General features: G+C 61.2%; 26 protein-coding genes and 1 pseudogene. 10 read left to right on the top strand and 17 right to left on the bottom strand.

Annotation, left to right across the window (positions count from 1 at the left end):
* Window positions 1–18 precede the first annotated feature (18 nt).
* Both ASD70_RS12105 and aat read right to left on the bottom strand, forming a co-directional pair.
* Window positions 19–726: an arginyltransferase gene (locus ASD70_RS12105; protein WP_046068633.1), complete on the bottom strand. Its 708-nt coding sequence runs from the start codon at window positions 724–726 to the stop codon at window positions 19–21.
* A 57-nt stretch (window positions 727–783) separates the two neighbouring features.
* Window positions 784–1,464: a leucyl/phenylalanyl-tRNA--protein transferase gene (gene aat, locus ASD70_RS12100; protein ID WP_046068632.1), complete on the bottom strand. Its 681-nt coding sequence runs from the start codon at window positions 1,462–1,464 to the stop codon at window positions 784–786.
* Window positions 1,465–1,961: 497 nt separating this feature from the next.
* Between aat and ASD70_RS12095 the strand changes: the two are divergent.
* The 6 genes and pseudogenes from ASD70_RS12095 to cysG form a co-directional block, all read left to right on the top strand.
* A pseudogene (locus ASD70_RS12095) lies at window positions 1,962–4,358 on the top strand (DNA translocase FtsK); the annotation flags it as partial.
* A complete protein-coding gene (gene lolA, locus ASD70_RS29800) occupies window positions 4,359–4,994 on the top strand; it encodes an outer membrane lipoprotein chaperone LolA (protein WP_330219685.1) in 636 nt (211 codons plus the stop codon).
* A 27-nt stretch (window positions 4,995–5,021) separates the two neighbouring features.
* Window positions 5,022–6,344, top strand: a complete 1,323-nt coding sequence (locus ASD70_RS12090; RefSeq protein ID WP_046068631.1) for a replication-associated recombination protein A — start codon at window positions 5,022–5,024, stop codon at window positions 6,342–6,344.
* The gene (gene crcB, locus ASD70_RS12085; protein ID WP_043046609.1) at window positions 6,344–6,718 is read left to right on the top strand and encodes a fluoride efflux transporter CrcB; all 375 of its coding nucleotides are present in this window, start codon (window positions 6,344–6,346) and stop codon (window positions 6,716–6,718) included. The genes ASD70_RS12090 and crcB overlap by 1 nt, the downstream gene beginning before the upstream one ends.
* A gap of 15 nt (window positions 6,719–6,733) precedes the next feature.
* Window positions 6,734–8,014, top strand: coding sequence for a serine--tRNA ligase (gene serS, locus ASD70_RS12080; protein ID WP_046068630.1), 1,281 nt, complete (start codon window positions 6,734–6,736; stop codon window positions 8,012–8,014).
* Window positions 8,015–9,409: a siroheme synthase CysG gene (cysG, locus tag ASD70_RS12075; RefSeq protein ID WP_056846554.1), complete on the top strand. Its 1,395-nt coding sequence runs from the start codon at window positions 8,015–8,017 to the stop codon at window positions 9,407–9,409.
* A 114-nt stretch (window positions 9,410–9,523) separates the two neighbouring features.
* On the opposite strand, the gene ASD70_RS12070 is transcribed toward cysG, so the two are convergent.
* The 6 genes from ASD70_RS12070 to tusD all read right to left on the bottom strand — a co-directional run bounded on the left by ASD70_RS12070 (window position 9,524) and on the right by tusD (window position 12,960).
* The gene (locus ASD70_RS12070) at window positions 9,524–10,519 is read right to left on the bottom strand and encodes a glutathione S-transferase family protein (RefSeq protein ID WP_056846553.1); all 996 of its coding nucleotides are present in this window, start codon (window positions 10,517–10,519) and stop codon (window positions 9,524–9,526) included.
* A gap of 88 nt (window positions 10,520–10,607) precedes the next feature.
* Window positions 10,608–11,609, bottom strand: coding sequence for a glycosyl transferase family protein (locus tag ASD70_RS12065; RefSeq protein ID WP_056846552.1), 1,002 nt, complete (start codon window positions 11,607–11,609; stop codon window positions 10,608–10,610).
* Window positions 11,606–11,941, bottom strand: a complete 336-nt coding sequence (locus tag ASD70_RS12060) for a TusE/DsrC/DsvC family sulfur relay protein (RefSeq protein WP_046068626.1) — start codon at window positions 11,939–11,941, stop codon at window positions 11,606–11,608. Before ASD70_RS12060 ends, ASD70_RS12065 begins: the two co-directional genes overlap by 4 nt.
* The gene (gene tusB, locus ASD70_RS12055; protein ID WP_046068625.1) at window positions 11,938–12,216 is read right to left on the bottom strand and encodes a sulfurtransferase complex subunit TusB; all 279 of its coding nucleotides are present in this window, start codon (window positions 12,214–12,216) and stop codon (window positions 11,938–11,940) included. Before tusB ends, ASD70_RS12060 begins: the two co-directional genes overlap by 4 nt.
* Entirely contained in the window at window positions 12,216–12,566 is a 351-nt protein-coding gene (gene tusC, locus ASD70_RS12050) for a sulfurtransferase complex subunit TusC (protein ID WP_043046620.1), read from the bottom strand. The genes tusB and tusC overlap by 1 nt, the downstream gene beginning before the upstream one ends.
* A gap of 1 nt (window position 12,567) precedes the next feature.
* On the bottom strand, window positions 12,568–12,960 hold the full coding sequence (tusD, locus tag ASD70_RS12045) for a sulfurtransferase complex subunit TusD (protein WP_046072495.1): 393 nt from the start codon (window positions 12,958–12,960) through the stop codon (window positions 12,568–12,570).
* Between the two features lie 157 nt (window positions 12,961–13,117).
* On the opposite strand from tusD, the gene ASD70_RS12040 reads away from it, so the two are divergent.
* Entirely contained in the window at window positions 13,118–14,293 is a 1,176-nt protein-coding gene (locus ASD70_RS12040; RefSeq protein WP_046068624.1) for a CaiB/BaiF CoA transferase family protein, read from the top strand.
* Window positions 14,294–14,401: 108 nt separating this feature from the next.
* Here the strand turns inward: ASD70_RS12040 and ASD70_RS12035 are convergent, their stop codons facing one another.
* Both ASD70_RS12035 and ASD70_RS12030 read right to left on the bottom strand, forming a co-directional pair.
* Window positions 14,402–14,896, bottom strand: coding sequence for a SprT family zinc-dependent metalloprotease (locus ASD70_RS12035; RefSeq protein ID WP_046072494.1), 495 nt, complete (start codon window positions 14,894–14,896; stop codon window positions 14,402–14,404).
* A 129-nt stretch (window positions 14,897–15,025) separates the two neighbouring features.
* On the bottom strand, window positions 15,026–15,628 hold the full coding sequence (locus tag ASD70_RS12030; protein WP_043046623.1) for a Yip1 family protein: 603 nt from the start codon (window positions 15,626–15,628) through the stop codon (window positions 15,026–15,028).
* A 349-nt stretch (window positions 15,629–15,977) separates the two neighbouring features.
* On the opposite strand from ASD70_RS12030, the gene ttcA reads away from it, so the two are divergent.
* Both ttcA and ASD70_RS12020 read left to right on the top strand, forming a co-directional pair.
* Window positions 15,978–16,802, top strand: a complete 825-nt coding sequence (ttcA, locus tag ASD70_RS12025) for a tRNA 2-thiocytidine(32) synthetase TtcA (protein ID WP_043046624.1) — start codon at window positions 15,978–15,980, stop codon at window positions 16,800–16,802.
* A 67-nt stretch (window positions 16,803–16,869) separates the two neighbouring features.
* The gene (locus tag ASD70_RS12020) at window positions 16,870–17,541 is read left to right on the top strand and encodes a DNA-3-methyladenine glycosylase I (RefSeq protein ID WP_034120216.1); all 672 of its coding nucleotides are present in this window, start codon (window positions 16,870–16,872) and stop codon (window positions 17,539–17,541) included.
* 16 nt (window positions 17,542–17,557) lie between these two features.
* On the opposite strand, the gene ASD70_RS12015 is transcribed toward ASD70_RS12020, so the two are convergent.
* The 3 genes from ASD70_RS12015 to arsC are packed head-to-tail and all read right to left on the bottom strand — an operon-like array spanning window position 17,558 to window position 18,910.
* Complete coding sequence (locus ASD70_RS12015) at window positions 17,558–17,962, bottom strand: DUF2069 domain-containing protein (protein ID WP_056846551.1); 405 nt, start codon at window positions 17,960–17,962, stop codon at window positions 17,558–17,560.
* The gene (gene wrbA, locus ASD70_RS12010) at window positions 17,946–18,560 is read right to left on the bottom strand and encodes an NAD(P)H:quinone oxidoreductase (RefSeq protein WP_046068621.1); all 615 of its coding nucleotides are present in this window, start codon (window positions 18,558–18,560) and stop codon (window positions 17,946–17,948) included. Before wrbA ends, ASD70_RS12015 begins: the two co-directional genes overlap by 17 nt.
* Entirely contained in the window at window positions 18,557–18,910 is a 354-nt protein-coding gene (arsC, locus tag ASD70_RS12005) for an arsenate reductase (glutaredoxin) (protein WP_046068620.1), read from the bottom strand. The genes wrbA and arsC overlap by 4 nt, the downstream gene beginning before the upstream one ends.
* Before the next feature lie 115 nt (window positions 18,911–19,025).
* On the opposite strand from arsC, the gene ASD70_RS12000 reads away from it, so the two are divergent.
* Entirely contained in the window at window positions 19,026–19,487 is a 462-nt protein-coding gene (locus ASD70_RS12000; protein ID WP_043046629.1) for a TlpA disulfide reductase family protein, read from the top strand.
* Between the two features lie 141 nt (window positions 19,488–19,628).
* Here the strand turns inward: ASD70_RS12000 and ASD70_RS11995 are convergent, their stop codons facing one another.
* The 4 genes from ASD70_RS11995 to ASD70_RS11980 all read right to left on the bottom strand — a co-directional run bounded on the left by ASD70_RS11995 (window position 19,629) and on the right by ASD70_RS11980 (window position 24,447).
* Complete coding sequence (locus tag ASD70_RS11995) at window positions 19,629–20,033, bottom strand: META domain-containing protein (RefSeq protein ID WP_043046631.1); 405 nt, start codon at window positions 20,031–20,033, stop codon at window positions 19,629–19,631.
* Complete coding sequence (locus tag ASD70_RS11990) at window positions 20,030–20,470, bottom strand: hypothetical protein (RefSeq protein ID WP_043046633.1); 441 nt, start codon at window positions 20,468–20,470, stop codon at window positions 20,030–20,032. The genes ASD70_RS11995 and ASD70_RS11990 overlap by 4 nt, the downstream gene beginning before the upstream one ends.
* A 71-nt stretch (window positions 20,471–20,541) precedes the next feature.
* A complete protein-coding gene (locus ASD70_RS11985) occupies window positions 20,542–21,531 on the bottom strand; it encodes a 2-hydroxyacid dehydrogenase (RefSeq protein WP_046068619.1) in 990 nt (329 codons plus the stop codon).
* 162 nt (window positions 21,532–21,693) lie between these two features.
* Window positions 21,694–24,447 carry a response regulator gene (locus tag ASD70_RS11980; protein WP_046068618.1) on the bottom strand — a complete coding sequence of 918 codons (2,754 nt, stop codon included), beginning with the start codon at window positions 24,445–24,447 and terminating at the stop codon, window positions 21,694–21,696.
* Between the last annotated feature and the right edge of the window lie 17 nt (window positions 24,448–24,464).

Below are 24,464 nucleotides of genomic sequence, written 5' to 3'. Positions count from 1 at the left end.
TGTTTAAGCCAAGGGGTTCTAGTTAAGCGTGACCCATCTTTGATTAATCAGCAGCTCAATGGGCCGATATTGGGTCTTGTAGTTCATCTTTTTGCAGTTCTTGATCCAGTATCCGAGGTATACCGCGTCCAATTCCTGGCGCAGTGCCTCGCCTATTTGCCAGAGGATGGCAAAGCGTCCGAGGCTGCGGCGTTCTTCGGCCGGTTCATAGAAGGTGTACACCGCCGACAGGCCGTTGGGCAGCAGGTCGGTGACGGCTACGGCCAGCAGGCGGCCGTCGAGGCGGAACTCGTAGAAGCGCGAGAACGGCAGGTCGCGTACCAGGAAGGTAGAAAATTGATCGCGGCTGGGCGGGAACATATCGCCATCGGCGTGGCGTTGTTCGATGTAGCGCTGGTAAAGATCGAAATATTCTTCACTGTACTGCGGCTTGGTGGCCGTTACCGTCAGGTCGGCGTTGCGCTTGAGGATGCGTTTCTGATTTCGATCCGGCAGAAACTGCGTGACAGGGATGCGCGCCGGCACGCAGGCATTGCAATTCTGGCAATGAGGTCGGTACAGATGATCACCGCTGCGCCGAAACCCCATCTCGGACAGGTCGGCGTACACATGCACGTCCATCGGCTGGCTGGGGTCGAGGAACAGCGTGGTGGCCTGCTCGTCGGGCAGGTAGCTGCAAGAGTGGGCTTGAGTGGCATAAAACTTCAAGCGCGCCAGCTCGGTCATGATCAACCCTCGGGTTAAAGCTTTGAAATAAGTGTAAGCCAGGTGGGCGAAAGTCGCCTAGGAAACCCATGGTCCAGAGCTGGGCTGGTCCAAGTGTTTGCGCAGGAAGTCTGCGAAGTCGCTGCGCGGTATGGCGCGGGCACCCAGGCTATGCAGGTGATCGTTGGGCATCTGGCAGTCGATGAGCACAAAGCCCCAGGCCTGCAATTGGCGGGTGAGTGTGGCGAAACCAAATTTTGAGGCATTGTCGGCGCGGCTGAACATGGACTCGCCAAAGAACAGTTGGCCCATCGCCAGGCCATACAGGCCACCCACCAGTTCGCCCTGGTCCCACACCTCGACGGAATGGGCGTAGCCACGCTGGTGCAGCGCCAGATAGGCGCTCTGGATGCCTTCGGTGATCCAGGTGCCATCCGCATAGGCTCGGGGCGCGGCGCAGGCCTGGATGACTGCTGCGAAGTCCTGGTCGAAAGTCACTGTATAGCGTTGTTGGCGTAATAGCTTGGCGAGACTGCGTGAAACATGCAGCTCATCGGGAAAGATCACCGTACGCGGGTCGGGTGACCACCAGAGGATCGGCTGGCCTTCGGAGAACCACGGAAAGCAGCCATGACGATAGGCTTGGATCAGTCGCTCGGCCGACAGATCGCCGCCGGCGGCGAGCAGGCCATTGGGTTCGCGCATGGCCTTGGCCAAGGGTGGGAAAGTCAGGGTGTCGCGTTGTAACCAGGTCAGCATGGCATCCAGGCTTATGGCAGGGGAGGGGAGTGGCAGGCAACGCCTGCCCCGCAAGCGTTGATTATTGTCGACCCGGCGCCAGGGGGCCAGCCCGAATAGGTTATCGGCCAGGATTAGCATGAGCGGGTGTTTCTGCAACTCCGTGCATCAAGCGTGGTCGTAATCGGGGCTGAGGCATGCCGGCCATCTGCCAAGCTTGCCTGGATTGCTAAATACAGCTCATAAGCCTTTGTCAGCAAAGACAATGCATGCTCAAATTGAACAGGCTGTGACAAGGCAATTGTCCAGTCGGCCGGGTGAAGGGCAAGTGTGTGGCATCGCGCACGCAAACCCGTACAATGCGGCCATTGTGGCGTTATCGCCATTTCACCTATCCATCACCCGGTGTTAAAAGTAGATTCAGCAACATTCGTTCATTTTTCAGCTGCTCGGGATAGAGCAGTCATGTGTAGTCATTCAACAGATGGACGCGCTAAAGGCGCAGGAAAAGACCCGTTTTGAAGAAATCCGCCGCAGCACCTAAAGCAGCAGTCGTACCGGCCTGGCGCCAGCACCTGCATTATCGACTCAAGGAAGGCGCACTGATTGCCATCGGTGCTCTGTGCCTGTTCCTGATGATGGCCTTGCTCACCTACGGCAAGGACGACCCTGGCTGGAGCCACAACAGCAAGATCGATGATGTGCAGAATTTCGGTGGCCCCGTAGGTTCCTACAGTGCCGATATCCTGTTCATGATCCTGGGTTACTTCGCCTACATTTTCCCGCTGCTGCTGGCGATTAAGACCTGGCAGATCTTCCGCCAGCGCCATGAGCCATGGCAGTGGAGCGGCTGGCTGTTCTCCTGGCGCCTGATCGGCCTGGTGTTCCTGGTGCTCTCCGGCGCGGCGCTGGCGCATATTCATTTCCATGCACCTACCGGGCTGCCGGCGGGCGCGGGCGGGGCCCTGGGCGAAAGCCTTGGCGATCTGGCCCGCAGGACCCTGAATATCCAGGGCAGCACGCTGATGTTTATCGCGCTGTTCCTGTTCGGCCTCACGGTCTTTACCGACCTGTCATGGTTCAAGGTGATGGACGTGACCGGCAAGATCACCCTTGATCTGTTCGAATTGTTCCAAGGCGCCGCCAACCGCTGGTGGGCTGCCCGTGTGGAGCGAAAGCAGATGGTTGCGCAGCTTCGCGAGGTGGACACTCGTGTCAACGAGGTAGTGGCCCCAAGCACCCCGGACCGGCGCGAGCAGGCCAAGGTCAAGGAGCGCTTGATCGAGCGTGAGCAAGCCCTGAGCAAGCACATGTCGGACCGCGAGAAGCAGGTGCCGCCGGTGATCGCGCCGGCACCGCCCAAGGCGCCGGAACCCAGCCATCGTGTGCAGAAAGAGAAACAGGCTCCGTTGTTCATCGACAGCGCCGTGGAAGGCACCTTGCCGCCGATCTCGATTCTCGACCCGGCAGAAAAGAAACAGCTCAATTATTCCCCGGAATCCCTGGCGGCCGTCGGCCACTTGCTGGAAATCAAGCTCAAGGAGTTCGGTGTCGAAGTTTCGGTGGACTCGATTCACCCAGGCCCGGTGATTACCCGTTACGAAATCCAGCCGGCCGCGGGTGTAAAGGTCAGCCGTATTTCCAACCTGGCCAAAGACCTGGCGCGCTCCCTGGCCGTGACCAGTGTGCGGGTGGTGGAAGTGATCCCGGGCAAGACCACCGTGGGTATCGAGATTCCCAACGAAGACCGCCAGATCGTGCGTTTCTCCGAAGTACTGTCGACCCCGGAATATGACAACTTCAAGTCACCGGTCACCCTGGCCCTCGGCCATGACATCGGCGGCAAGCCGGTGATCACGGACCTGGCGAAAATGCCCCACCTGCTGGTGGCTGGTACCACCGGTTCCGGTAAGTCGGTGGGTGTGAACGCGATGATCCTGTCGATCCTGTTCAAGTCCGGGCCGGATGACGCCAAGCTGATCATGATCGACCCGAAAATGTTGGAACTGTCGATCTACGAAGGCATTCCGCACCTGCTGTGCCCGGTGGTCACCGACATGAAGGACGCCGCCAACGCCCTGCGCTGGAGCGTGGCCGAGATGGAGCGCCGCTACAAGCTGATGGCGAAGATGGGCGTACGCAACCTGTCGGGCTTCAACGCCAAGGTCAAGGAAGCGCAGGATGCCGGTACGCCGCTGACCGACCCGCTGTACAAGCGCGAGAGCATCCATGATGAAGCCCCGCTGCTGACCAAGCTGCCGACCATCGTAGTGGTGGTCGATGAATTCGCCGACATGATGATGATCGTCGGCAAGAAAGTCGAAGAGCTGATTGCCCGTATCGCCCAGAAGGCTCGTGCCGCCGGTATCCACTTGATCCTGGCGACCCAGCGTCCTTCGGTCGACGTGATCACCGGCCTGATCAAGGCCAACATCCCGACGCGCATGGCGTTCCAGGTGTCCAGCAAGATCGACTCGCGCACCATCATCGACCAGGGTGGCGCCGAGCAACTGCTGGGCCACGGTGACATGCTCTACATGCCGCCCGGCACCAGCCTGCCGATCCGCGTGCACGGGGCCTTCGTGTCCGATGACGAAGTCCATCGCGTGGTCGAAGCCTGGAAACTGCGCGGCGCGCCGGAATACAACGATGACATCCTCGCTGGCGTCGAAGAAGCCGGCAGCGGCTTCGACGGTGGCAGCGGCGGTGGCGACGATGATGCCGAAACCGACGCGCTGTACGACGAAGCGGTGGCCTTCGTGCTGGAAAGCCGTCGTGCCTCGATCTCTGCTGTACAACGCAAGTTGAAGATCGGCTACAACCGCGCCGCCCGCATGATCGAAGCCATGGAACACGCCGGCGTCGTGACAGCCCCCCGTGGCGCGGGGCAACACGCGCCACGCCCTGACCATTCAATGAGGACTCCCATGCGCTTTATCCGCATGCTGTTGTTGCCGGCCCTGGCCCTGACCGCTGTCTCGGCCCATGCTGACCCGGCTTCCGTCGCCAGCCTGAAGAACCTGTTGGACAAATCCCAGACCTTGACCGCGCGTTTCTCGCAGTTGACCCTGGATGCCGGTGGCACCCAACTGCAGGAAACTGCCGGTGAAATGGCGGTGCAGCGTCCTGGTTTGTTTTATTGGCATACCGAAGGCAAGGCCGAGCAGACCATCGTTTCCGATGGCCAGAAAGTCACCCTCTGGGACCCGGACCTGGAACAGGCGACCATCAAGAAGCTCGACCCGCGCCTGAACCAAACCCCGGCGCTGCTGCTCTCAGGTGACGTGTCGAAAATCAACGACAGTTTCGACATCACTTCCAAGCAGACCAGCAACGTGATCGAGTTCACCCTCAAGCCAAAATCCAAGGACACGCTGTTTGATACCCTGTCCCTGTCGTTCGGCAACGGCGTGATCAATAACATGCGCCTGGTCGACAGCGTTGGCCAGCGCACCGATATCCTGTTTTCCGGGGTCAAGGCCAACCAGCCGGTGCCTGCCTCCAAGTTCAAGTTCGACATCCCCAAGGGTGCCGACGTGATCCAGGAATAAACTGCCCAGAGGTTTCAAGCGCTGCCCATGGATCTGTTTCGAAGTGACCCGATTGCCCAGCCCCTGGCCGCGCGCCTACGCTCGACCAACCTGGATGAGTACGTCGGTCAGGAACACCTGCTCGCTCGCGGCAAGCCTTTGCGCGAAGCCCTGGAGCAGGGCGCGCTGCACTCGATGATTTTCTGGGGCCCGCCGGGCGTGGGCAAGACCACCCTGGCGCGACTGCTGGCGAAAGTCTCGGATGCGCACTTTGAAACGGTCTCGGCGGTGCTGGCCGGGGTCAAGGAGATCCGCCAGGCGGTGGAAGTCGCCAAGCAGCAGGCCGGGCAATACGGCAAGCGCACCATCCTGTTCGTCGACGAAGTGCATCGCTTCAACAAGTCGCAGCAGGATGCGTTCCTGCCCTATGTCGAAGACGGCACCTTGATCTTTATCGGCGCCACCACTGAAAACCCTTCGTTTGAACTCAACAACGCCTTGTTGTCGCGAGCGCGTGTCTACGTGCTTAAGAGCCTGGACGAAGCGGCGATGCAAAAGCTGTTGCAGCGGGCCTTGAATGAAGACAAGGGCCTGGGCAAGCGCCAGCTGAGCGTCAGTGAAGAAGGCTTCAAGATCCTGCTCACCGCCGCAGATGGCGATGGCAGGCGCTTTCTCAATTTGCTGGAAAATGCCTCGGACCTGGCCGAAGACGGCGGCGAAATTGGCGTCGACTTGCTGCAAAGCCTGCTCGGCGATACCCGTCGGCGCTTCGACAAGGGCGGCGAAGCCTTCTACGACCAGATTTCCGCGCTGCACAAATCCGTACGCGGCTCCAACCCCGACGGTGCGCTGTACTGGTTCGCGCGCATGATCGACGGCGGTTGCGACCCGCTTTACCTCGCCCGTCGCGTGGTGCGCATGGCCAGTGAAGACATCGGCAATGCCGATCCGCGAGCGCTGAGCCTGTGCCTGGCGGCCTGGGAGGTGCAGGAGCGCCTTGGCAGCCCGGAAGGCGAGTTGGCGGTGGCCCAGGCCATCACCTACCTGGCCTGCGCACCCAAAAGCAACGCGGTTTACATGGGCTTTAAGTCGGCACTGCGGGCGGCGGCCGAACATGGCTCGCTGGAAGTGCCGATGCACTTGCGCAACGCGCCGACCAAACTGATGAAGCAGCTGGGTTACGGTGACGAATATCGCTACGCCCATGACGAACCGGATGCCTATGCGGCCGGCGAAGACTACTTCCCCGATGCGCTGGAACCGTTGCCGCTCTACCAGCCAGTGCCCCGTGGCCTGGAGCTGAAGATCGGCGAAAAGCTCAACCATCTGGCCCAACTCGACCGTCTCAGCCCCCGCCAGCGGAGAAAGTAGTGCTCAAGACGATTCTTGCCGTGTCCATAGCCGGCATCGCTGGTACATTATTGCGTTTCGCCACCAGCACCTGGGTCAGCGCCCAGTGGCCGAAGCATTTTTATGCGGCGACCTTGGCGGTCAACCTGGTGGGCTGTTTGATTATCGGGCTGTTGTATGGCTGGTTCCTGTTGCGCCCGGAAGTGCCAATTGAAATTCGCGCCGGCTTGATTGTCGGCTTTGTAGGCGGTCTGACGACCTTTTCATCCTTTTCACTGGATACGCTGCGCCTGCTGGAAAGCGGGCAGGCCCTGGTCGCCTTCGGGTACCTGGGCATCAGCGTGTTCGGCGGGCTGCTCGCCACCTGGGCCGGCCTGTCCTTGACCAAACTTTGATAACGAGAGACCGACATGCTCGATTCCAAACTGTTACGTAGCAACCTTCAGGACGTAGCGGACCGCCTGGCATCCCGTGGCTTTGCCTTGGATGTTGCGCGCATCGAAGCGCTGGAAGAACAGCGCAAGACCGTCCAGACCCGCACCGAAGCACTGCAGGCTGAGCGTAATGCGCGTTCCAAATCCATCGGCCAGGCCAAGCAGCGCGGCGAAGATATCGCGCCGTTGATGGCGGATGTGGAGCGCATGGGCACTGAGCTGTCCGAGGGCAAGATCGAGCTGGAAGGTATTCAGACCGAGCTGGATTCGATCCTGCTGGGCATCCCGAACCTGCCCCACGAATCCGTGCCGGTAGGCGAAGACGAAGACGGCAACGTTGAAGTACGCCGCTGGGGCACGCCCAAAGCCTTCGATTTCGAGATCAAGGACCATGTGGCCCTGGGGGAACTGACCGGCGGCCTGGATTTCGAGACCGCGGCAAAAATGTCCGGCGCGCGCTTTGCCCTGCTGCGCGGCCCGATTGCGCGCATGCACCGTGCACTGGCGCAGTTCATGATCAACCTGCACACCGGTGAGCATGGTTACGAAGAGGCCTACACCCCGTATCTGGTCCAGGCGCCGGCGCTGATGGGCACCAGTCAGTTGCCGAAGTTCGAGGAAGACCTGTTCAAGATCACACGTGATGGCGAAGCTGACCTGTACCTGATCCCGACTGCCGAAGTGTCGCTGACCAATATCGTGGCCGGCGAGATCCTCGATGCCAAGCAATTGCCATTGAAGCTGGTTGCCCACAGCCCATGCTTTCGCAGTGAAGCCGGCGCGTCGGGTCGCGATACGCGCGGCATGATTCGCCAGCACCAGTTCGACAAGGTCGAGATGGTGCAGGTGGTCGAGCCGTCGACTTCCATGGAAGCCCTGGAAGGCCTGACCGCCAATGCCGAACGCGTGCTGCAACTGCTGGAGCTGCCATACCGCGTCCTGGCCCTGTGCACCGGCGACATGGGCTTCAGCGCCGTGAAGACCTACGACCTCGAAGTGTGGGTGCCGAGCCAGGACAAGTACCGCGAAATCTCGTCGTGCTCCAACTGCGGTGATTTCCAGGCCCGTCGCATGCAGGCGCGTTTCCGTAACCCGGAAACCGGCAAGCCGGAGCTGGTGCATACCCTTAACGGTTCGGGCCTGGCCGTAGGTCGTACCCTGGTGGCCGTGCTGGAAAACTACCAGCAGGCTGACGGCTCGATCCGTGTACCTGAGGTGCTCAAGCCGTACATGGGCGGCGTTGAGGTCATCGGCTAAATGGAATTTCTGCCGCTGTTTCATAACCTGCGCGGCAGTCGTGTGTTGGTCGTCGGTGGCGGGGAGATTGCCTTGCGCAAATCCCGGCTGCTGGCTGACGCCGGTGCATTGCTGCGGGTGGTTGCTCCCCAGATCGAAGACCAGCTGCGCGAGCTGGTGCTGGGCAGTGGCGGGGAATTGATTTTGCGCGGTTATCAGGAGGCCGACCTTGACGGTTGCACCTTGATCATCGCGGCGACCGACGATGAACCACTGAACGCGCAGGTGTCCAGTGACGCCAAGCGTCGCTGCGTACCGGTCAACGTGGTGGACGCGCCGGCCTTGTGCAGCGTGATCTTCCCAGCGATTGTCGACCGTTCGCCCTTGGTGATTGCGGTCTCCAGTGGCGGCGATGCGCCGGTACTGGCGCGCTTGATCCGGGCCAAGCTGGAAACCTGGATTCCCTCTACCTACGGTCAGTTGGCCGGGTTGGCGGCGCGTTTTCGTGCCCAGGTCAAAGGTTTGTACCCGGATGTGCAGCAACGCCGGGCGTTCTGGGAAGAGGTATTCCAGGGGCCGATTGCCGACCGTCAATTGGCCGGGCAGGGCGACGAGGCCGAGCGCCTGTTGATCGACAAGGTCAACGGCGCACCGCCGCACGCGCCCGGTGAGGTTTACCTGGTGGGCGCTGGCCCGGGCGATCCGGACCTGCTGACCTTCCGCGCCCTGCGCCTGATGCAGCAAGCCGACGTGGTGCTCTACGACCGCCTGGTGGCGCCGGCGATTCTCGAGCTGTGCCGTCGCGACGCCGAACGTGTGTACGTCGGCAAGCGCCGCGCTGACCACGCCGTACCGCAAGCCCAGATCAACCAGCAACTGGTGGACCTGGCCAAGCAAGGCAAGCGCGTGCTGCGCCTCAAGGGCGGCGATCCGTTCATTTTTGGGCGCGGTGGCGAAGAAATCGAGGAATTGGCGGCCCATGGCATTCCGTTCCAGGTGGTGCCAGGCATCACGGCGGCCAGTGGTTGCGCGGCGTATGCCGGGATTCCGCTGACGCATCGCGACTATGCGCAGTCGGTGCGCTTTATCACCGGACACCTTAAGAACGGTACGTCGGATCTGCCCTGGCAGGACTTGGTGGGGCCGTCGCAGACCCTGGTGTTCTATATGGGCTTGATTGGCTTGCCGATCATTTGCGAGCAGTTGATCAAGCACGGGCGCTCGGCGGACACGCCGGCCGCTTTGATCCAGCAGGGCACCACTTCCAACCAGCGCGTGTTCACCGGCACCCTGGCCGATTTGCCGCGCATGGTGGCGGAGCATGAAGTGCATGCGCCGACATTGGTGATCGTGGGTGAGGTAGTGGTACTGCGCGAGAAGCTCAAATGGTTCGAAGGGGCTCAGTCTCAGGTCTGAGCCTTAAAAGCATCGGGAGCAAGCCCCCTCCCACATTTTGATTTGTGAACACAGTCAAAATGTGGGAGGGGGCTTGCTCCCGATGAGGCCATCAAATACAACCGATGATCCCGATCAACTAAAGACACCTTTACCTGAAAGTCGCGCCCGATCATGGCTGTTGTCAAACCCCTGCAACGGCCCCTTCGGCACAATCCCGGTCGGATTGATCGTGCGATGGCTGGCATAGTAATGTCCCTTGATATGCTCGAAATCCACCGTCTCCGCCACGCCCGGCCACTGATACATCTCCCTCAGCCAGTTCGACAAATTCGCATAATCCGCAATCCGCCGCAGGTTGCACTTGAAGTGGCTGTAGTACACCGCATCAAAACGAATCAGCGTGGTGAACAGCCGTACATCGGCCTCGGTCAGGTATTCGCCGGCCAGATAACGATGCTGGTCCAGGTGCTGTTCCAAATGATCCAGCTCGGCAAACACATCATCAAAGGCACTTTCATAAGCCTGTTGTGACGTGGCGAAGCCTGCGCGGTACACGCCGTTGTTCACGGCCGGATAGATGCGTTCGTTCAGTGCGTCGATTGTTGGGCGCAGGGTGTCGGGATAAAAATCCAGGGTGTTGCCAGTCAGCCCGTTGAATGCGCTGTTGAACATGCGGATGATCTCCGCCGACTCATTGCTGACGATGCGCTTGAGCTTCTTGTCCCATAGCACCGGCACGGTGACGCGCCCGGTGTAATCGGCGGTTTCGGCGGTGTAGCGCTGGTGCATGAAGTCCAGACCGTGCAGTTTGTCGCCGCTGGAGCCGTGGGCCTTGTCGAAGGTCCAACCGTTTTCCAGCATCAACCAGCTGACCACCGAGACGTCAATCAGGCTTTCCAGGCCCTTGAGTTTGCGCAGGATCAAGGTGCGATGCGCCCAGGGGCAGGCGAGGGAAACATACAAATGATAGCGACCTGCCTCGGCCTGGAAGCCACCTTCACCGCTGGGGCCAGGCTGGCCATCGGCGGTTACCCAGTTGCGGCGTTGTGCCTGTTCCCGTTGGAAAGCGCCGTCTTTGCTACTTTCGTACCACTGGTCTTTCCAGTGTCCTTCGATCAGTAAACCCATGACTGGCTCCTTGGCTGATAAACGTTGGAGCCCAGTCTAAAGGGATGAGTTCGAACTAAAAGCGCAAAGACCGGGGGTGAATGATCGACTAAATCGATTTATCCCGTGCATCCCAGTATTGCTGGGCCAATTCGAATGCCTGTTGCCGTGGGTGGCCCAGGCCGCGTAACGCCAGGGCCATGGTGGCGATCAGGGCCAATTGCGGGTAGCTGTCCTCGACGTCGCCGCGCCACAGCGCTTTCAGATGCTCGGGCTCCAGGGTCGCCGGCTTGACGTGACGCTGGGCGGAGAGGGCGGGCCACTCTTCGTCCCAACTCTGGCCGCCAGTGGTGCCATACAAGTGACTGAGGGTATCGGGGTTGATCTCGATCTCGCCACCGTCGCCCTTGACCACAATCACATTGTCACCGAGCAGGCCACTGGCATCGCGATGTACGCCCTGGTAACCCGGGTGGAAGATGCTTTGCAGGCCGCAACGCGCGTTCAGCGGGTTGAGCAACCGTGCTAGCGAGTGGATGGGCGAGCGCAGGCCGAGGGTGTTGCGCAGGTCGATCATGCGTTGCAATTGCGGCGCCCAGTCGCCTAGCGGGATAAACGCCAGGTTAGCGTGCTCAAAGGCGCCCTCGACCTGTTGCCAATTGCGGCACAGCGGGATCTGTAGAGTCTCCAGCAACTGCTCGGTGTACAACCGGCCCGCCGTGTGGGCACCACCGCCGTGCATCAGGATGCGCACACCGTTTTGTGCCAGGCACTTGGCCGCGAGCAGGAACCACGGCAGGTGGCGTTTCTTGCCGGCATAGGTCGGCCAGTCGATGTCCACATTCAGCGCTGGTGCGTTGAGCCGTTCACGTACCGCTTCGGTGAAGCCGGCAAGCTCTTCGGGGCTTTCTTCCTTGTGGCGCAGCAGCATCAGGAAGGCACCGAGCTGGGTATCCTCGACCTTTTCATCGAGCAGCATGCCCATGGCTTCCCGGGCTTCCTCGCGGGTGAGGTTGCGCGCGCCGCGCTTGCCTTTGCCGAGGATGCGCACGAACTGCGCAAAGGGGTGCTCTTCAGGCGTTGCGAGGGTCAGGGGGGCAAAGTCGGTCATAAGCAATTCGTCGGCCTGGGCAGGCCCGCCAGCTTGGCGGCGAGTTTGGCGGGAGTGCCATTGAACAGTTTGTTGAGGTGCAGGCTGTTGCCCTTTTCCGGGCCCAGCTTCAAGGCGGTGTACTTGATCAGCGGGCGCGTGGCCGGGGACAGCTGGAATTGGGCATAGAACTGGCGCAGCAGCCGGAGGATCTCCCAGTGATCCGGGGTCAGCTCCAGGGCTTCGGCGGCGGCCAGGGCCTGCGCCACCTCTTCGGACCAGTCATCCAGGTCGACGAGGTAGCCGTCCTTGTCCAGTTCCAGGGCGCGAGCGCCTACGGTCAAGGTGTTCATAGCCAGGTGTTGACCTTGTCGTAGTCGATCGACAGTTGTACGAAACCTGGGTAGTCCACGCTGTCGGCCCAGTCGGGCAGGGGCAAATTACGCGCCTGCATGTCTTCGGCCAGTACAAACACCTTCACGCCCTTGGTGCGCAACGCCGGGCTGTGCAAGCCGTAGGCGCCATCGCCGCAGAGCAGGATCGCGTCTTCGCGCCCACACAGGCGCAGGCAGCTGTCGAGGCGGCTATCGGTGAACGGAGAATGAGACAGCACATGTAAAGTCGACATCAGAGGGTTATCACCTGGTCGTAACGGTCAATCAGCCTGCAAATGTCTTCGTTGCCCAGGGGCTGGGCGCTGGCCGGCGGGGTGAGCCCGCGCTCCGCCAGGCTATGGCTGCAAGCGAATACGTCATCAATGCCAAACAGCCCCAATGCCTGCAGATTGGCACCGAGGTCCTTTTGCTGCACAGCCTTGGCGTCCTGGTGCGGTGCCAGCTGAAACACACCGTCGTCAAGAAACAGCAGGCCAATGGGCAGATCGAACGCGCCGCCGGCCAGCACGATATCCAGCGCTTCCCGCGCACTTGGCCCGGACCATGGGGCCTGGCGGCTGATTACCAACAAGGATTTGGACATGTCATGGCCCTCCAAAACAGATCAGGCGGTCGGCGCCCTGTATAGCGTCATGCAATTGCCCCAGGCCCGACAGCGCCCAGGGTGCCTCAAGGTTGACCGCGCTGCGTTGATAGCGCGTGGCTTCCTCGGCATTGAGCACGCCACGGCGCAAGGCCGCGGCGATGCATACCACGCCATCAAGCTGGTGCTGGCTGACAAACTCGCGCCATTGGTGGGCGATATCTTGCTCATCCTGGGGGGCAACGATGTTATTGGACGCGCTGTACACGCCATCTTGATAAAAAAACAGCCGCACAATCTCATGCCCGCCGGCCAGCGCCGCCTGGGCGAACAACAGGGCGCGGCGCGAGGAGGGCGTGTGGGCGGCGCTATACAGTGCAATCGCGAACTTCATGGAACACTCTGCCAACAAACGTGGGCCAATGATAAAGCCGCCGCCGCGAAAAAGCCCGCCGTGATCAAAACGGTCACTGCCGCTGATCGTTCTGACGATTGCCGGCAGGCGCAAGGCTGCCTAGTCTGTGGGGATTCGCAACCCGGATGGAGTCCTTATGTCAGGTCCCTTGGCGTCCCTTAAAGTACTGGATTTTTCCACCTTGCTGCCCGGCCCGTTTGCCTCCTTGCTGCTGGCGGACATGGGCGCCGAGGTGTTGCGTATCGAGTCGCCTACGCGCATGGACCTGCTGCGCGTGTTGCCGCCCCATGACCGCGGCACGTCGGCGAGCCATGCCTATCTCAATCGCAACAAGCGCAGCCTGGCCCTGGATCTCAAGCAGGCCGAGGCGGTGGAGATCGTGCGTGAGTTGGTCAAGGGTCATGACATTGTGCTTGAGCAGTTTCGTCCCGGGGTCATGGAGCGGCTGGGTTTGGGGTATGAAGCGCTCAAGGCTATCAACCCCCGGCTGATCTATGTATCGATTACTGGCTACGGCCAGACCGGCCCTTATAAGGACCGCGCCGGCCACGATATCAATTACCTGGCGTTGGCCGGCGTGGCCAGCCACACCGGGCGCCGGGACAGCGGGCCGCTGCCGCTGGGGGTGCAACTGGCCGATGTGGCAGGTGGGTCGCTGCATGCTGTCGTGGGCTTGCTGGCAGCGGTGATTGCCAGGCAGCAGAGCGGGGTGGGGCAGTACCTGGATGTGAGCATGACCGATTGCTCGTTCAGCTTGAACGCCATGGCCGGCGCCGGTTACCTGGCCTGTGGGGTGACGCCTGAGTGGGAGAACCATGTGCTCAATGGTGGGAGTTTCTACGACTACTACCGCAGTCGTGATGGACGCTGGATGTCGGTGGGGAGTTTGGAGCCAGCGTTTATGCAGCAATTATGCGAGGCACTGGGACAGCCGGAGCTGGCGGCCCACAGCGTGAAGCCTGAACAGCAGGCCGTTCTTAAGCAGGCCCTGCGGGTGGAGTTTGAGAAGCGCAGCTTTGAGGAACTTTGCGAGCTGTTCGCCGGGGTGGATGCGTGTGTGGAACCGGTGTTGAGCCTGGCGGAGGCTGTTGAACATCCGCAGTTGAAGGCTCGAGAACTGGTCAGCCAGGTGCCCAGAGGGGATGGCTCGACACAAGCGCAATTGGCCTGCCCGCTGAAGTTTTCCGAGGGTTTGCCGGCGCCACGGCATATTGGTGCGCCAGTGGGGGCGCACAGTGATGAAGTGTTGGCGCAGTTGGGGCTCAGTGCTCAGCGAATAGAGGAGTTGCGGCAGGCCAAGGTGGTTGGGTGAATGTACTGGCCTCATCGGGAGCAAGCCCCCTCCCACATTTAGAATGTATTCACAGATCCAAAGGTGGGAGGGGCGGTGCGACGATTCGACTTGCTCCCGATGAGGCCCTTATTCCACCCGAGTTTCGCCAGTAAACACCAGGGTCTGCCGACACCGCCGACACAAATACCGCCGCCCCTGGTTCACCAGGCCATGGCGCTGCGCCGAAAACGGAAAATCACTGTCCGCACATGGGCATCGGTAGATATAGCGCTTTACCTGGCGACGCTTGATCTCATAGGTATGGCAACGATCCGGCGGCAGTTCATAAACCCCGCGCATGATCAGCTGCCATTCCTCGCCATGGGGCTGGATACGTTCGCCGAACAACTGGTGGGCAATCAGGTGCGCCACTTCGTGGGCCACGGTTTGCTTGAGAAAGTGCTGGCTGTTTTCACGGTACAGCTGAGGGTTGAAGCGCAGCAGGTTCTCGTGCAAATGCGCGACACCGGCCTTCTGGCCCCGCAGCTTGAGGCTGACCTGGGGGCGTTTGAAGCTTCGTTTGAAAAAGGATTCGGCTTGCAGGAAACAATCTTCGACGCGGGTATTGAGTTGCTCGGGCATGCTGTACATATCTCCAGAGACACCCAGTATGCCGCAAAACCAGGTGTTTCCGAATCTGTCAGGCGCCGAATGGTCATGCATGACGCACAAAGCCACCTTGCGGTGGCCTTGCCTCAGGGTTTTGTTTGTTCAGCTGGTATAGATCGGCCCGACGCCCAAGCCCCAGACGATGACAGTAAAGGCCATGATCGCCACCAGTACCACGAGGCCCACGGCCAATACCGAGCTGGAGAACAGGAAGCCTTCGTCCGGGTCGATGCTCATGAAAGTCGGCAACCCCACATACAGCAGGTACACCGTGTAGCAGATCGCCGCCGTGCCGACGACCATGCCTAGCCACATATGCGGGTAGAGCGCCGCCAGCCCACCGATAAACAGTGGGGTCGCGGTGTAGGTGGCAAAGGCCACGCAACGGGCCATGCTGGGGCTGGCGTCGTAGGTGCGCGCCATCCAGTGAATGAACGCCCCCATCACTGCTACACCGCCGAGCATGGCGGCGTAAGACATCAGGGTCATCCACAGCGCGCTTTCCTGGGTCAGCATGACCGGTGCGCGGTTGCCGATGACCCAGCCGACCTGGGTGGTGCCGATAAAGGCGGATACGGCGGGGATCGCCGCAAGAATCAGGGTATGAGTGAGGTACATGTGGCCAATGCTTTCTTCCTTATCGCCACGAATTTCCCGCCATTCCTGGTCGGGATGGGTAAACAGCCCCACGACGTGATGGATCATGCCAGTCACTCCTGTCGTTATTACCATCGCCCCCCATCGGAGCGCCCACGGGCCAGATGGCCTGAAAGGTCTGGATAGTTGTGTGCGACCTCAAGTCGCAGTATAGGAAGTGATGACCGGAATAACTGTAGGGCCTTTAGAGCAAATTGCGCTGTAAACCTGAGGTTTAATCGCGGCGGGATCTGTCAAATGTGGGAGGGGGCTTGCTCCCGATAGCGGTGTATCAGCCAGCACTTGTAGTGCCTGGCACACCGCTATCGGGAGCAAGCCCCCTCCCACATTGGAACTTGGTCGTTCATATCGCTAAAATACCCGGCTTTTCGTCACACCTTCAGCGGATCCAAGCGCCATGGGCACTCTTACGGTCAACCAGAACAAACTGCAAAAACGCCTGCGTCGCCTGGCCGGTGAAGCGGTCGCCGATTTCAACATGATCGAGGATGGCGACAAGGTCATGGTCTGCCTCTCCGGCGGCAAAGACAGCTACACCATGCTCGACGTGTTGCTGCACCTGCAAAAGGTCGCGCCGATCCAGTTCGAGATCGTCGCCGTCAACATGGACCAGAAACAGCCTGGCTTCCCCGAGCATGTGCTGCCGGCCTACCTGAAAGAACTGGGCGTCGAGTACCACATCGTCGAGAAAGACACCTACTCGGTGGTCAAGGAGCTGATCCCGGAAGGCAAGACCACCTGCTCGCTGTGCTCGCGCCTGCGCCGTGGCACGCTCTACACCTTTGCCGACGAGATCGGCGCGACCAAGATGGCCCTGGGTCATCACCGCGATGACATCGTCGAGACCTTCTTCCTGAATATGTTCTTCAATGGCTCGCTCAAGGCCATGCCGCCCAAGCTGCGCGCCGATGACGGGCGCAATGTGGTAATCCGCCCGTTGGCGTATTGCAACGAGAAGGACATCCAGGCGTACTCCGACTTCAAGCAATTCCCGATCATCCCCTGCAACCTGTGCGGCTCCCAGGAAAACCTGCAGCGCCAGGTGGTCAAGGACATGCTGCTGGACTGGGAGCGCAAGACCCCCGGGCGTACCGAGAGCATCTTCCGCAGCCTGCAAAATGTGATCCCGTCTCAACTGGCTGATCGCAACCTGTTCGATTTCACCAGCTTGAAAATCGATGAGACGGCTGCTTCGCGTTTCGTCAATGTAGTGAACCTCTAAGCCTCGTCGAGGCTCTAGTAAACGGCGCTTGCGGGCGCCGTTTTCAATTCAACTGCCAGGAGAGGGCATGCGCGATTACAAGTGGCTGCACGAATATTGTCTGAACCGCTTCGGTTCGGCGGCCGAGCTGGAAGCCCACCTGCCTGTGCCCAAGACCCCGGCGCAATTGCGCAAGATCACCGATGACCGTTACCTGTCGACTTTGGCGCTACGGGTGTTTCGTGCGGGCTTGAAGCACAGTGTGGTCGATGCCAAGTGGCCGGCGTTTGAGCAGGTTTTTTTCGGCTTCGATCCGGAAAAAGTCGTGCTGATGGGCGCCGAGCACTTGGAACGCCTGATGCAGGACACCCGCATCATCCGCCACCTGGGCAAGCTCAAGAGTGTGCCGCGCAATGCGCAGATGATCCTCGATATCGAGCAGGAAAAGGGCAGCTTCGGTGCGTTCGTCGCCGATTGGCCGGTAACCGATATCGTCGGGTTATGGAAATACCTGAGCAAACACGGCCACCAGTTGGGCGGGCTGTCGGCGCCGCGGTTTCTGCGGATGGTGGGCAAGGATACGTTTGTGCCGAGCTATGACGTGGTGGCGGCGTTGAACGCACAGAAGATCGTCGACAAGGCACCCACCAGCCTGCGGGATCTGGCCACGGTGCAGGGCGCCTTCAACCAGTGGCATGCCGAGAGTGGGCGTCCGATGTGCCAGTTGTCGATGATGCTGGCGTATACCGTCAACCATTGATCATTGTAGGAGCGTGTCAATCGGCCAGTCGACGGTTCAGTTGATGCCGCCAACGCACATACAACAGCGCCGTGCAAAACACCGCCAGGCTCGCCAGCATCTCCAATACCCCGAACCACTGGCGGTTCGGGTCGTACGCCGCCAGCGCGCCCTTGATGAAATACAGGTTCACCACAAAGCACACCCACGAATGCCCGCGGGCGCTGCCTATGATCATCCCGGGCGCGAGTACCAGCAGCGGCACCAGTTCGATCAGCAGGATCACCCATGGACGCGCCCCGTGCAGGTCGGCGATGAACAGGTAGTACACGCACAACAAACCCACCAGCCCAAAAAACGCCAGCAGGCTCAGTGCCCGTGCAACCTTGACCCGCGGTTCCAGCCATGCCTGGGGCGGCAGGATTTTAGGCTTCCTGGCCACGGCCGTTCTCCAGCAGCGTGGCGGTCTTGGCCAGGCGCAAGCCCAGGGCTCGGCACAGGGTGATTTCATGGGGGTCGAGCATGCGCTTGCCGTCGGGCCCGGAATGGTGACTGGCGCCGTAAGGCGTGCCGCCGCCCTGGGTATCGAGCAGCGCCTGCTCGCTGTAGGGCAGGCCGGTGATGAGCATGCCGTGGTGCAACAGCGGCAGCAGCATCGACATCAGCGTGGTCTCCTGGCCGCCATGCAGGCTGGCGGTGGAGGTGAACACGCCGGCAGGCTTGCCCACCAGCGCGCCGGTGAGCCACAGGTTGCTGGTGCCGTCGAGGAAGTACTTGAGCGGCGCGGCCATGTTGCCGAAACGGGTCGGACTGCCCAGGGCCAGGCCCGAGCAGTGTTTCAGGTCATCCAGGCTGGCATACAGCGCGCCTTCATCGGGAATGCTCGGCGCCACGGTTTCGCACTCGGTGGAAATCGCCGGCACCGTGCGCAGCCGCGCTTCCATGCCGCCTTGTTCGATACCGCGGGCAATCTGTCGGGCCATCTCGCTCACCGAGCCATTGCGGCTGTAATACAACACCAGCACATAGGGCGCGCTCACGGCAGGATCTCCAGTACGTTCTCGGGTGGGCGGCCAATGATGGCTTTATCGGCGGTTTCCAGGATCGGGCGCTCCATCAGCTTGGGGTGGGCGGCGATGGCGGCGATCAATTGCGCTTCGCTGAGGTTGGCGTCGGCCAGGTTGAGGGTCTTGTATTCGTCTTCGCCGGTGCGCAGCAGCTGACGGGCGTTGATCCCCAGTTTTTCCAGCAGGGCCTTGATTTGCGCCGCATCCAGTGGGGTTTCCAGGTAGCGCACCACGTTTGGGGTGAGGCCACGGGCCTCCAGCAGTTCGAGCGCACCGCGGGATTTCGAGCAGCGCGGGTTGTGATAAAGCGTCAGATCGGTCATGTGCGGGTCGCATCTTGCGTAAGGTGGCGGGTATTCTACCTGCGCTGGCGCCTGTCCTTAAACCGTAAGAGGCGATAGGCCGCAGCCCATGTTCATTTTTGCGAAGGAATACCCCATGACAAGGCGACTGATCGGTGCATTGGCGATCATCACAACCCTGCTGCTCAGCGGCTGCGGTAACGATTACGGCGTTGACCAATACGGCCAGAAAGTGGCGGCCGAACGCCTGGACAAGCAGTGGCTGGTGGTCAATTACTGGGCCGAATGGTGTGGACCGTGCCGCACGGAAATCCCCGAACTCAACGCCTTGGCCGAGCAATTGAAGGGGCAGGGTGTGGGGGTGTTTGGAGTCAACTTCGACAATGTGCAGGGCGAGGAATTGAAGGCTGCCAGCGACAAGCTGGGGATCAAGTTCACGGTCCTGGCCCAGAACCCGGATGGGATCTTCGAGATTCCCCGCAGCGAGGCCTTGCCGGTGACCTATATCATCGATGACAAGGGCAAGGTGCGGGAGCAATTGATGGGGGAACAGACCGCAGAAGGGGTGCTGGGCAAGCTCAAGGCCCTGCGCGGTTAAAGCAACACCTCAGAGAAAGTGTGGGAGGGGGCTTGCTCCCGATAGCGGTGTAACAGTCAATTGATGTATTGACTGACACACTGCTATCGGGACCAAGCCCCCTCCCACATTGAGATCCCATCAATCCGAAGATTGGGGATATCAGCCTTCTTCAAGCCACAAGCGAATCGGCTTGCCCTCGGCCGGCCAGAACCGCGTCTGTTCGATCGGCGAGATGTCCCAGCGCTGCACGCCTTGCAGGGCCTGGAAAAAGCGCTGCTCCTGCTCCATCAGTGCCTCGGCGCAGAGTTTGCGGGTGCTGCCGATCTGGCCGAAGCTGAGCTTGTCGCCCTCGACGGTGTACGGCGCGAACCAGTGGTTGCAGCCGCCATTGCCATAGGCACGACCATCGGCGCCGAGGGTGACGGTCAGGTGCGCATAGTCCATCAGCGGCCGTTCACCGATCCATTCCACCACATAGCTGTGGTCGCGCTCCAGCTTCGCGCCATCCGCGGCGCAGCCGGCCAGGCCCATACCGATTGCACCGAGCAACAACGCGCCTTTCATTGCGCAGCCTGCTGGCATTTCGGGCAGCGGTGCTTGTCGCCTTCGCTGGCCCAGCCGAGTTCTTTGATGCGTGCGTTGGCAGCCGGCTGCAGTGGCTCCTTGGTCAGCTTGGTTTCCACCGCAAATTCAAACTCCAGCACGGTGTCGCAGCTGTCGCAATTGACCTTCCAGGTATGAATCTCCAGCTCACCGAACTTCGGCCCCTGGGCCATGGCGACCCATTGGCCGGCTGGGCGGATGGAGTAGCGTGCGTCACCTTCGACGGTCAGGCGCATCGACAGGGTTTTACTGCCGCGCAAGGTGACGATCAGCACGTCGCCATGCTTGATCGAACCACCGTTGCCGGTGACTTGGTAACGGCCCGGCACCAGGGCGCGGCATTCGATCAGGGTGTGTTGCGGGCTCAGCAAGCTGAAGCGGAAATCGTGTTCGGCCATGGATCCTCCAAATAGGCGCGGCATCCTATCACGGGTGCCGGCCTATCATGAGCCTGGTATGTGACCGCTGATCATCCCTCGACCCGGTTCTGCGCCCGGCCCTCGGCCCAGGCCGCGATGTTGGCCAGTGTTGTGCCGGCAATCGCCGCCAGGGCCTCGCGGGTGAGGAATGCCTGGTGCGCGGTAATGATCACATTGGGGAAGGTCAGCAGGCGGGCGAGCACGTCGTCTTGCAGGGGCAGGTCCGAGCGATCCTCGAAAAACAGCTGGGCTTCTTCCTCGTATACATCCAGCCCCAAATAGCCCAACTGGCCCTCCTTGAGCGCTTCGATCAGCGCCGGGGTATCGACCAGGCCACCGCGCCCAGTATTGATCAGCATCGCGCCGGGCTGCATCTGCGCCAGGGAGCGGGCGTTGATCAGGTGCTGGCTGTCGACGGTCAACGGGCAGTGCAGGCTGATGATCTGCGCCTCGGCCAGCAATTCGGGCAGGCTCACGTAACGGGCGCCGAGGGCCTGGACCTGCGGATTCGGGAAGGGATCGCAGGCCAGCAGCTGGCAGCCGAAGCCGGCCATGATCTTGGCGAACGTGGCGCCGATTTGCCCGGTGCCGACCACGCCGACGGTCTTGCCGACCAGATCGAAACCGGTGAGCCCGTGCAGGCTGAAATCGCCATCGCGGGTGCGGTTGTAGGCCCGGTGCAGCCGCCGATTGAGCGCCAGGATCAGCGCCACGGCATGCTCGGCCACGGCGTGGGGCGAATACGCGGGCACGCGCACGATGGTCAGGCCCAGGCGCTTGGCAGCCGGCAAGTCGACGTGGTTGTAACCGGCCGAACGCAGGGCAATCAGGCGCGTGCCGCCTTTGGCCAGTTGCTCCAATACCGGTGCGCTGAGGTCGTCGTTGATAAAGGCGCAGACCACCTCGTGGTGTTCGGCCAGGGCCACGGTGTCGAGGTTGAGGCGGGCGGGTTGGAATTGCAGCTCGATGCCCTGGGGGCGCGGCTCTCCGAGAAAGCTGTCACGGTCGTAGGCTTGGCTGCTGAACAGAATGACGCGCATCAAGAAGGCTCCCTGCAGTTTACACGTTGGAAATGCTGACTAAATGTGGGAGGGGGCTTGCCCCCGATGGCAGTGTGTCAGTCGAAATATCTGTAACTGATACACCGCCATCGGGAGCAAGCCCCCTCCCACATTGTTGATTCGTTGCCCATGAAAACAGGATCAGGCGCTGACCCTGGCTTCACTGGCCAATCGCGCAATGGCCATGTCCAGTTCATCCAGCGCGGCCATGGCCTTGGCATCATCCTGCTTGAGCAGGGTTTCGGCGCGTTGGCAGGCTGCGCGCAGTTGCGGCACGCCGCAGTAGCGCGTGGCGCCGTGCAGACGGTGGACGCGTTCGATCAGGGCATGGTTGTCATTGGCTTCGCGGGCGAGGGTGATTGCCAGGCGATCAGCTTCCAGGGAAGCCAGCAGCATGGCGAGCATGTCAGCGGCGAGGTCTGCCTTGTTGGCGGCCAGGCGCAGGCCTTCCTCGTGGTCGAGCACCAGCAGTTGTACGCCCTGGGCCAGGCCGTCGTTGGCGCGCTCCTGGCCTTGGTTGCGCAGGGCCAGCCCGGTCCATTTCAACACCACCTGGGCCAATTGGCGCTCACTGATGGGCTTGGTCAGGTAGTCGTCCATGCCGCTTTGCAGCAGGGCGCGTTTTTCGTTGGCCATGGCGTGGGCCGTGAGGGCGACCACCGGCAGCGGCGTGCCGTGGCGTTCGCTTTCCCATTGGCGGATAGCCTCGGTGCTCTGGCGCCCGTCCATGCCGGGCATTTGCACGTCCATCAACACCAGGTCGAAGGTTTCTTGCTTGACGGCATCGATGGCTGCATAGCCACTTTCCACCGCCTGCACCTTGGCCCCCATGTCTTCCAGCAGGGTTTGCACCAGTAGCAGGTTGGCCGGATTGTCGTCCACGCACAGCACCCGTGGCGCACGGCTGGACAGCGGCTCTCCCGGTTCGCTGCGCGAGGGGCGCGGGCTGATCAGGTCGGCCAGGGAGCGGCGCAGCTTGCGTGTACAAGCGGGCTTGGCCTGCAACTGGCTGTTGGGGTTGGGCACCGATTGGTTGAACAGCATCTGCTCGGTAGTCGGGCACAGTACCAGCACCTTGCAGCCCAGGTGTTCGAGGTCCCACAAGTGTTGGTTGAGACGCTCGGGTGGAATGTCATTGGCGGTGACGCCGAGCACCGCCAGGCTGATCGCCTGTTCGGTCTGGTGTGCACTGGTGATGCCATTGGTCAGGCTTTCCAGGGTGTTGAACGGTGTGACTTCCAGGCCGCAGTCTTCCAGTTGATGTTGCAGGGCCTGGCGCGCCAGTTCGTGGTTTTCCAGCACGGCCACGCGGCGACCCAGCAGCGGCGGGCCGGGCAGGTCTTCAACGTCGTCACGGGTTTTGGGCAGGTTCAGGCTGATCCAGAACTCGGAGCCTTCACCTGGCGTGCTGTCGACGCCGATTTCCCCGCCCATCTGCTCGATCAAACGCTTGGAAATTACCAACCCCAGGCCAGTGCCGCCGGGCTGGCGCGACAGCGAGTTGTCGGCCTGGCTGAACGCCTGGAACAGTGCCCGGACATCCTGGTTGGACAGACCAATGCCGGTGTCTTGCACGCTGATGCGCAACTGCACGCTGTCTTCCTGCTCATCCTCGATCATCGCCCGGGCAACGATGGTGCCTTCGCGGGTGAACTTGATCGCGTTGCTGATCAGGTTGGTCAGGATCTGCTTGAGGCGCAGCGGGTCGCCCACCAACGCCAGCGGCGTGTCGCGGTACACCAGGCTGACCAGTTCGAGCTGCTTGGCATGGGCGGCGGGGGCGAGGATGGTCAGGGTGTCTTGCAGCAGGTCCCGCAGGTTGAACGGCACGCTGTCGAGTACCAGCTTGCCGGCCTCGATCTTCGAGAAGTCGAGGATCTCGTTGATGATACCCAGCAGGTTGTCGGCGGATTTTTCGATGGTGCCCAGGTAATCCAGCTGGCGCGGTGACAGCTCGCTTTTTTGCAGCAGGTGGGTAAAGCCGAGGATGCCGTTGAGTGGCGTGCGGATCTCATGGCTCATGTTGGCCAGGAATTCCGACTTGATGCGGCTGGCTTCCAGGGCTTCCTTGCGGGCCAGGTCCAGCTCGATGTTCTGGATCTCGATGGTCTCCAGGTTCTGGCGCACGTCTTCGGTGGCCTGGTCGATGCTGTGTTGCAATTCTTCCTGGGCATTCTGCAGTGTTTCGGCCATGCGGTTGATGCCCGACGCGAGCTGGTCCAGCTCCTGGCTGCCCAACAGTGGCAAACGTGTTTCCAGGTTGCCGTCCTTGAGCTGGGCCACGGCTTGCTTGATCTGGCCAATCGGCGAATTGATGGTGCGGCTGATTCGCAGGGCGAGGGCAGCGGTACACATCAGACCGATGGCGATCAGCAACAGGCTGGCGAACAGGCTGCGGTAGCCACGCAGCAGCATGCCGTTGTGGGACAGCTCCACTTCGACCCACCCCAGCAGGCGGTCAGACTCATCGGGGATGAGTTCGCCCGCCAGGTTGCGATGCCGGCCGAATACCGGCAGCAAATAACGGGTGGCATCGTTGCCGGTGCGCTGCAGTAGGTGCGAGCTGTTGCCGGTAGGCGGCGGGTTGAGCATGGTCGGGCCGGCGTGGGCCAAGGGCGAACGGTCTGGGGCGAGGAACGACACCGCGCGCACGTCTGACTGCTCCAAGGATTGAGTGGCGATGCGCTCCAGCAGTTCAGTGTTCTTGTGGCCCAGGGCAGGCGCCACCAGCGGCGCCAATTGTTCGGCGATCATTTCGCCGCGTTGCAGCAACTGGCTCTGCAATTCCGACAGTTGCATCCAGGTGAAATAGCCTCCCAACACCAAGGCCATCAGGCTGGTCGGTAATAAGGTCAGCAACAGTACGCGGCCTTTTATCCCCATTCTTCTAAGCACGCCACTCTCCTGCTACC

This window comes from Pseudomonas sp. Root569, assembly GCF_001427465.1.
Taxonomy (GTDB): Bacteria; Pseudomonadota; Gammaproteobacteria; order Pseudomonadales; family Pseudomonadaceae; genus Aquipseudomonas; species Aquipseudomonas synxantha.
The sequence above is the reverse complement of the archived record's forward strand: the minus strand, read 5'-3'. Positions and strand labels throughout refer to the sequence as shown.

Coding starts and splice junctions, on each gene's coding strand:
- ASD70_RS12000 (WP_043046629.1), top strand. CDS start 19,026: ATGACAAGGCGACTGATCGGTGCATTGGCGATCATCACAACCCTGCTG.
- ASD70_RS11990 (WP_043046633.1), bottom strand. CDS start 20,470: ATGGCCGAACACGATTTCCGCTTCAGCTTGCTGAGCCCGCAACACACC.
- ASD70_RS12090 (WP_046068631.1), top strand. CDS start 5,022: ATGGATCTGTTTCGAAGTGACCCGATTGCCCAGCCCCTGGCCGCGCGC.
- ASD70_RS11995 (WP_043046631.1), bottom strand. CDS start 20,033: ATGAAAGGCGCGTTGTTGCTCGGTGCAATCGGTATGGGCCTGGCCGGC.
- ttcA (WP_043046624.1), top strand. CDS start 15,978: ATGGGCACTCTTACGGTCAACCAGAACAAACTGCAAAAACGCCTGCGT.
- serS (WP_046068630.1), top strand. CDS start 6,734: ATGCTCGATTCCAAACTGTTACGTAGCAACCTTCAGGACGTAGCGGAC.
- ASD70_RS11985 (WP_046068619.1), bottom strand. CDS start 21,531: ATGCGCGTCATTCTGTTCAGCAGCCAAGCCTACGACCGTGACAGCTTT.
- ASD70_RS12060 (WP_046068626.1), bottom strand. CDS start 11,941: ATGAACACCTTGACCGTAGGCGCTCGCGCCCTGGAACTGGACAAGGAC.
- tusD (WP_046072495.1), bottom strand. CDS start 12,960: ATGAAGTTCGCGATTGCACTGTATAGCGCCGCCCACACGCCCTCCTCG.
- ASD70_RS12070 (WP_056846553.1), bottom strand. CDS start 10,519: ATGGGTTTACTGATCGAAGGACACTGGAAAGACCAGTGGTACGAAAGT.
- lolA (WP_330219685.1), top strand. CDS start 4,359: ATGAGGACTCCCATGCGCTTTATCCGCATGCTGTTGTTGCCGGCCCTG.
- ASD70_RS12065 (WP_056846552.1), bottom strand. CDS start 11,609: ATGACCGACTTTGCCCCCCTGACCCTCGCAACGCCTGAAGAGCACCCC.
- tusC (WP_043046620.1), bottom strand. CDS start 12,566: ATGTCCAAATCCTTGTTGGTAATCAGCCGCCAGGCCCCATGGTCCGGG.
- ASD70_RS12035 (WP_046072494.1), bottom strand. CDS start 14,896: ATGCCCGAGCAACTCAATACCCGCGTCGAAGATTGTTTCCTGCAAGCC.
- ASD70_RS12030 (WP_043046623.1), bottom strand. CDS start 15,628: ATGATCCATCACGTCGTGGGGCTGTTTACCCATCCCGACCAGGAATGG.
- tusB (WP_046068625.1), bottom strand. CDS start 12,216: ATGTCGACTTTACATGTGCTGTCTCATTCTCCGTTCACCGATAGCCGC.
- cysG (WP_056846554.1), top strand. CDS start 8,015: ATGGAATTTCTGCCGCTGTTTCATAACCTGCGCGGCAGTCGTGTGTTG.
- ASD70_RS12040 (WP_046068624.1), top strand. CDS start 13,118: ATGTCAGGTCCCTTGGCGTCCCTTAAAGTACTGGATTTTTCCACCTTG.
- aat (WP_046068632.1), bottom strand. CDS start 1,464: ATGCTGACCTGGTTACAACGCGACACCCTGACTTTCCCACCCTTGGCC.
- arsC (WP_046068620.1), bottom strand. CDS start 18,910: ATGACCGATCTGACGCTTTATCACAACCCGCGCTGCTCGAAATCCCGC.
- ASD70_RS12020 (WP_034120216.1), top strand. CDS start 16,870: ATGCGCGATTACAAGTGGCTGCACGAATATTGTCTGAACCGCTTCGGT.
- ASD70_RS12105 (WP_046068633.1), bottom strand. CDS start 726: ATGACCGAGCTGGCGCGCTTGAAGTTTTATGCCACTCAAGCCCACTCT.